Origin of the sequence: Ruoffia sp. FAM 24228, assembly GCF_045528575.1 — a bacterium.
Taxonomy (GTDB): Bacteria; Bacillota; Bacilli; order Lactobacillales; family Aerococcaceae; genus Ruoffia; species Ruoffia halotolerans.
This window is the reverse complement of sequence record NZ_JBGQQZ010000092.1, coordinates 1-6,932: the sequence shown is the minus strand read 5'-3', so window position 1 is coordinate 6,932 and position 6,932 is coordinate 1. Positions and strand designations below refer to the sequence as shown.

Genomic DNA, 6,932 nt, shown 5'->3' with positions numbered 1-6,932 from the left:
GATGAGACTAAAAAGTTTTTCTTTAGCTTAGAAAATCGATTAAAATATTTTAATTTCGATAAAGTGATCCAAAATTGAAAAATAACGACTAGAATAACTCAATATTTAAAAGTATGAATTATTCAGGCTAATACAAGTAATTTATTTGCTAAAAATCTTTGTAACTATAGCAAATACAATCATGAATTAGTATAGAAACTAGATAGGTACGAGTGGTTATCAATAGTACTTTGTTTATAGAAGGAGTAAAATGAATTTATAGGAGGCGAAAGCTGATGAAACGATTAATTAAATCTGTTGTATTAGTAACAGCATTGACACTCCCACACATGATTATGCCTAATACGGAATTTGGTATAACGGAACAAATAGTTACGGCTGAGTCAGAAACGCCAAAAGAACATGCGCAATCAGTTGTGTCAACCTTAGCTGAGATGTATCCTGAAGATACGTTGCCAACTTACGTGTTGACGGCTGATTTACCTGAATATGTTACTGCTGCCACGACAGGTGTAGATGATCAAGATAACTTCAATATTTTTTATTATGCAGAAGACACACCCTTCGAAGTGAATGACTCTGCAGTCAATCGTTTAACACCAATAGCATCTTTAACTAAAACGACCTATCGAACAGAAGAAGCAGCCATTGAAGCAGTCAATCAAGTCTTAGATTTACAAGGGGACGAAGTTGATTTAGGTTATGATATTACGGGCTACTTGCAAGGTGCAGCCGGTTCAACGTATTTAAACTGGAAAGAAGGCAATTGGAGTCTGTTAATTCAAGCGAATAATATGAACGAAGAAAATCCAGTACCTTTAGCAGAATCGGTTGTTAAATATCTTGAAGAAGTCTACTTACCTGAACCTTCGAGCGTAGGGCAAGTGAGATTAAGCCCAGCAGAAGGCGAGACGTACGAAGATAATACGGTTGTTTGGCAAGAAGACAATGTAGTTTATCAAGTGAAACACATTGATCCAATGCAAGCAGTCGTTATGACAGGTTCAATTTCAGAACCGACCGAACAATAGTTATCTATAGACAAAAATTTAACCCCGTTTATACCGCTAAAATGACGGTATAGACGGGGTTTCTTTGTGTATGAACTAATTTGGTTGTGGTTGCATCTTCGTAAGGATTAAACCGACAATAAAGCCAACTAAAGCAGGGACGACCCAACCAAAGCCAATACTAAAGAAAGGCAAGAATGAGTTTGCAAAATTGACAAACATATCTGCTTGGAACCATTGATATAAAGGCTGTGGTAAGGCAGCCACCATATCAAACAGCGCCGCAAGTAATGTAAAGAATGTGACACTACGGTAGATTGTCTGGCTTTTAATTACGGGCTCGAGTAGATGTAAAAGGATTAAAGTAATGGCTAATGGGTAAAGCAACATCAAGACAGGTGTTGAATACGAGATGATTAAATCTAAGCCAATATTTGCCACTAAAAAGGCCATCAGTGTCGCAATGATTGTCCAAACCCGTTGAGTAACAAAGCTCGGGAACAAGTCCGCAAAGGTTTCCGCTAAAGCAACAACCAGTCCAATCGCCGTCTTCAAACACGCCACAGCCATCACACCTGCAAGTAGAATTTGTCCAAACAGACCAAAGTAATGTTGAGTAATTATCGACATCGCCACTCCACCATTAGGGGCAACTTCCGCAAAATTAAGACTTTGAGTCCCTAAGAGCGCTAGGCAAAGATAAATTAAAGCCATGACCGCTAAACTAAAAATCCCACTTTTAACAGTCTCAGAAGCTAAACGGGTCGGTTCCGTAACTCCAATTTGACGAATGGATTTAATAATTATAATTCCAAAAGCTAAACCAGCTAAACCATCCATCGTATTGTAACCTTCAAGCAGTCCCGTTGAAAAAGGAACAGTTTGATATGTTTCGACAGAGGCCGCACCTCCAATTAAAGGATCACCGGAAGTAAAGGCTCTAATGAGAATAATTGTTAGTAAAACTAAGAAAAGTGGATTCAAGTATCGTCCAATCCAATCTAAAATCCCACTAGGACGTAATGAGAAATATAAAACAATTGAATAAAAAATCAATGAATATATAAATAAAGATAGTGTATTAAATTCTTGAGGAATTAAAGTAGACAGTCCGACTTCATAAGACACAGTAGCTAAACGTGGTGTCGCGAAAAATGGGCCGATGGTCAAATATAAAGCAACAGTAAAGAAATAACTGTACCCTTTAGATATCTTTTGTGACATATCAATCACGGACTCACTTTGAGATAGTCCCATAGAAATCACTGCTAATAAAGGAAGACCTACAGCTGTTATGTTAAAGCCTAGGATTGCAGGCCAGACTGATCCGCCTGCCGCTTGACCAAGGGAAACCGGAAAGATTACATTTCCTGCCCCAAAGAAAAGTCCAAATAATAAGGAAGCAACAACAAGTGTTTCCCTAAATGAAAGTGTTAACTTTGGTTGTTTCATAATATACCTACTTCTATTGTTATAGTTTTATAAAAATCTAGTGTAATGGGATTAAGAAGATATTTCAATAGTTTTTTAAAAAAGGTGAAACAGAGTTTTATATAAAAGCGCTTATTATGGATACAATCAACCGAATATTAGGTGGGCAATCTAGTTTTATTTACATAAAATTAATATTAGGCGTCATGGAGTTTACACTAACTTTACTTAAATTTGATATTAAATTTACAAGCGTATGGTAATCTCATTTTATAGCTAAGTCGATCGAAGATGCTTTGCACAATACATTTTTGAGTTGCTCTACAGCATATAAAAGAGAAGTAAGCTAATTCAACAGAGTATCGAGAAAGGAGCTGGAACTAAGGTTGCAGTTTCTTTTGTTATTACTTCATTCTAAGGAGGACACTATGAGCATTTTTGAATTAGATTTAATATTAGGTGAGTATGATACACAAACAAATATAAAAATCCCTTTTGAAATTAAAAATAAATATTCAGAATTAATCATTCATTTCAGTTACAATCCGGATAAAAGCAAGGACGATGTTGCCAGAAGGCAAGTTGAAGATGCCTTAAGAAAATACGACCAAGCTGATTTTGCGAGTGCAAAGCGCTTAGCATATGATCATTTACCGATTGATAAATTAATCACGTTATCATTATCAAAGAATGGCAAGTACTTAGGAGCACATCACAATAAAAGCAATGATCAAGAAATTACAATTAATAATGAAACAGCCAGTTTTGGATTTTGGCCTGTAGAAGCTGAACCTGCTGATTGGGAATTACAGTTAAATTGTCATTGTATTGCGAGTAAAGAAGTTGAGGCAAATATCCGAATTGAGGCGATAAAATGACAGCATACCAATTTCCAGTCGAAGTTCACTCACATACCATTCATAGTGATGGCCAATTTACGGTAAAGGACTTAGTTGAATCTGCCGTATCTTTTGGGTATAAAGGACTTATTCTAACTGATCATAACACATCAGCAGGTTACTCAGAGATGCCTATAGTGCCGGCTGTTAAGGATGGAGAACTAGTTACATTACACGGGATTGAATGGACAACTTACTTTGGCCATATGTTAGTTCATGATGCGGATTACGACGTTGACTGGCGTGAAGCAACCCCGAATACCATTGATAAATACATGGCAGAAGTCCAAGCGGCTAACGGGCTAGTGGGGATTGCCCATCCTTTCGATATGGGTAGTCCTATTTGTACGGGGTGCCATTGGGATTATCAAGTGAAAGACTATAATTTGGTTAATTATATCGAGATTTGGAATAGTAACCAGCCGCAGGATAAATCAGAATCGATCTTAGCTTATGATTTTTGGGTAGATAAATTGAAGAAAGGTTATGAGATTTCTTGCTCTGCTGGTCGCGATTGGCATCGGCCTGACACGTTAGATGCTAATATGGGCGTGACTTATCTTGATATACCTGAGTCTGAGCTAACGGCTGAGAATTTCAAAGCATCCCTGGGTCAAGGTCAATTTTATGTGACATTAGGAGCTGTCGTGGAGTTTCAATTACAAGCAAAAGACGTTACTCGGAGTTATCACATCGGTGACCGGGTGGAGTCGGAAGACTATAGTGAAGGTCAGATTCAAGTAAGGGTTGAACCCACTGAATTGCATGATTTGACGCAGTTTGCGGTTGAGAATGCCTATATGACGATATGGAATAATGAAGAAGTGATATACCAAAGTGAGCCTCTAAAATTATTAGATTCACCTTGGGAGATTGAGATTCCTTTGACGCAAGATTTAGCCAAGGGTTACGTGCGCTTTGATATTCGCGCGGACTTTCGTGGAATCAAGGCAACGCCAGTTGTTGTTGGGAATCCTATCTATATTAAGTAAGTCTTACAAGTTCAATGTTGTGGGTGGTAGGTTGACTGTCTCTTCAATATTGAACTTTTTTTGTATAGAGTTTTGTCAGTGTCACTAAAGTCGAACATTCAAAAGTTTTTGTTATGAATTATTCGACCTTTGATTAACGTTCGGGGCAGATTGTGTTAAATTCAATTAATCATTACAAGCGAGGTGTATCATGGAAAATACAAAGGAACAATTAGTAAAATATAAAATTGAAGACGTACCACCCACATCAGTTGCCGTTGTCTTAGCTTGGCAACATATTTTAGCGGCTTTTGCAGGGATTATTGCGGTCCCATTAGTCGTTAGTGCTGCCTTAGGTTTCTCAGTTGAAGAGACGTCATTTATGGTGAGTGCGACAATCTTTGTGTCAGGTCTAACGACGATTCTTCAGTCTAAAGGGCTTGGACCGATTGGGGCACGTGTGTCAGGGATGATGGGAACGGACTTTACCTTTGTGAATCCAGCGATTAGCGTGGGGTCGCAGTTTGGGATTGCTGGGATTGTTGGTGCAACGATTGCGGGATCATTTGTTGAAATTATTTTAAGTCGTTTTATTAAGCCGTTAACTCGCTTCTTCCCACCATTAATTACCGGGACGGTTGTTGCTCTGATTGGTATTACCTTACTTCCAGTGAGTATGGATTGGGCAGCTGGAGGTGTTGGTGCATCGGATTATGGGTCACTGCGTAACTTGACCGTAGCTTTTGCTGTAATGGTATTCACTTTATTCTTGAACCATTTTGGTAAAGGCATCTGGAGCACGGCTTCAGTATTTATTGGAATGATTGTGGGTTACATTATCTGTATTCCATTAGGCATGGTTGACTTAACTGAAGTGTATGCAGCTGATTGGATTGCTCTTCCAAGTATTTTACGTTATGGTGTGCATTTTGACTTAGCATCAACGCTTGCTTTCGTTCCAGCCTATCTTGTATCAACGATTGGTACTTTCGGAATTATGATTGCAATCGGGGAAGCTTCAGGTGAGAAGATTTCTAGCGAAGGTCTTCAAGGTGGCGTACTATGTGATGGCGTGGGATCAATGATCTCAGGACTATTTGGAGCCGGTCCAAATACCGCTTTCTCACAAAACGTAGGATTAATTACTTTGACTAAGGTTGCTAGCCGTCGCGTGATGATCTTGGCGGGTATTTTCTTGACAATCTTAGGTATTTTCCCTAAATTAAGTGCATTGATAGCTGTCATGCCTCAACCTGTTCTAGGTGGTGTAGGTGTGATTATGTTCGGACTGGTTGCCGCTCAAGGTATCAAGACGTTATCTCAAGTTCACTTAGGGGACCGTGAATTATTAATTATCTCAGTGGCCTTCGCCTTAGGAATTGGTGTAACTGTACGCCCAGACATCCTAAGTGGCTTACCACAAGCTGTTCAGATGATCTTATCATCAGGTATCTCAACAGGTACTTTAGCTGCTTTAATCTTGAATATTGTCTTAAAAGAATCGAAAGGTGAGTAATATGAAGTTATTAGAAGATAAAATCCTCAACGTCGGTCGTGTACTCGGAGATGACATATTAAAAGTGGACTCATTTTTGAACCATATGATTGACACAGACTTAATGATGGCGATGGGTGAAGACTTCTACCAACACTTTAAAGATAAACCCATCAATAAAATCCTAACCCTTGAAGTATCAGGGATTGCGGTCGCTTTCGGTGCAGCCCAATACTTCAAAGTGCCAGTCTTATTCGCTAAAAAGATTGAATCTTTAACGCTAGGTAAAGATGTTTACACTAGTGAGGTTATCTCATATACAAAGAACAAGCGTTACAATATCAATGTCGCTAAAAGCTTCCTAACAGAAGATGACCACGTCCTTATTATCGACGACTTTTTAGCTAAAGGTGAAGCCTTAAAAGGCATGTTCGACCTATGCCAACAAGCCGGTGCAACCGTAGAAGGCGTTGGTATCGCAATTGAGAAAGTCTTCCAAGGTGGCGGACAAAAATACCGCGACCAAGGCTACGATGTCTACAGCCAAGCGATGATTGAGCGTTTTGAAAATGGCCAAGTGATTTTTATAGGAGAATAGTTATAATTAGATAAAAGCCTGCAGCCAAGTTGATTTGTGGAATCAACTTGACTGCAGGCTTTTACTTGTGGAGGTAGCGAGATCTTTCTTCAATACCGCTTCTCATATTGCAGAGTAAAGCTCGCTAGTCTGCATAACCGCGTCCCATTGTGCAGAGTAAACCCCGCTAGTCTGCATAACCGCGTCTCATTATTCAGAGTAGGCGCAATCACACATCAAAATAAAACAAGTCCTCGAATTTTTGGTCAAGTGCGATGCATAAGATCAGGGCCAGTTTGGCTGTGGGGTTGAATTGGCCGGTTTCAATAGAGCTGATGGTATTGCGTGATACTCCGATTTCTTTGGCCAAGGCGGCTTGGGAGTAACCCTTTTCTGTGCGGGCTTTCTTTAAGTTATTTTTTAATACGCCGATTGTAAAATTAAGCTAGACAACTAAAACAGCCATTTGTGGTACACTCAACTTGTAATTCCGACCAAAGAATACAAAGGAGTGACCACAAATGACCTACACCCATCTTACCACGGATG

General features: G+C 39.2%; 7 protein-coding genes. 5 read left to right on the top strand and 2 right to left on the bottom strand.

The features are described 5' to 3' along the window. Window positions 1-275 precede the first annotated feature (275 nt). The gene (locus tag ACEN33_RS11505) at window positions 276-1,031 is read left to right on the top strand and encodes a hypothetical protein (RefSeq protein ID WP_138405402.1); all 756 of its coding nucleotides are present in this window, start codon (window positions 276-278) and stop codon (window positions 1,029-1,031) included. A 75-nt stretch (window positions 1,032-1,106) separates the two neighbouring features. Here ACEN33_RS11505 and brnQ read toward each other — a convergent pair whose 3' ends face one another. After that, on the bottom strand, window positions 1,107-2,462 hold the full coding sequence (gene brnQ / locus ACEN33_RS11500; protein WP_138405403.1) for a branched-chain amino acid transport system II carrier protein: 1,356 nt from the start codon (window positions 2,460-2,462) through the stop codon (window positions 1,107-1,109). A 407-nt stretch (window positions 2,463-2,869) separates the two neighbouring features. On the opposite strand from brnQ, the gene ACEN33_RS11495 reads away from it, so the two are divergent. From ACEN33_RS11495 to ACEN33_RS11480, 4 genes are all read left to right on the top strand, one after another. Next, window positions 2,870-3,319: a hypothetical protein gene (locus tag ACEN33_RS11495; RefSeq protein WP_407095148.1), complete on the top strand. Its 450-nt coding sequence runs from the start codon at window positions 2,870-2,872 to the stop codon at window positions 3,317-3,319. Further along, window positions 3,316-4,332 carry a CehA/McbA family metallohydrolase gene (locus tag ACEN33_RS11490; RefSeq protein WP_138405405.1) on the top strand — a complete coding sequence of 339 codons (1,017 nt, stop codon included), beginning with the start codon at window positions 3,316-3,318 and terminating at the stop codon, window positions 4,330-4,332. Before ACEN33_RS11495 ends, ACEN33_RS11490 begins: the two co-directional genes overlap by 4 nt. Before the next feature lie 190 nt (window positions 4,333-4,522). Beyond that, window positions 4,523-5,827, top strand: coding sequence for a nucleobase:cation symporter-2 family protein (locus tag ACEN33_RS11485; protein WP_338486985.1), 1,305 nt, complete (start codon window positions 4,523-4,525; stop codon window positions 5,825-5,827). 1 nt (window position 5,828) lies between these two features. Continuing rightward, window positions 5,829-6,404: a xanthine phosphoribosyltransferase gene (locus ACEN33_RS11480; protein WP_407095147.1), complete on the top strand. Its 576-nt coding sequence runs from the start codon at window positions 5,829-5,831 to the stop codon at window positions 6,402-6,404. 208 nt (window positions 6,405-6,612) lie between these two features. Here the strand turns inward: ACEN33_RS11480 and ACEN33_RS11475 are convergent, their stop codons facing one another. Continuing rightward, on the bottom strand, window positions 6,613-6,816 hold the full coding sequence (locus tag ACEN33_RS11475) for a helix-turn-helix transcriptional regulator (protein ID WP_407095149.1): 204 nt from the start codon (window positions 6,814-6,816) through the stop codon (window positions 6,613-6,615). Window positions 6,817-6,932: the final 116 nt, after the last annotated feature.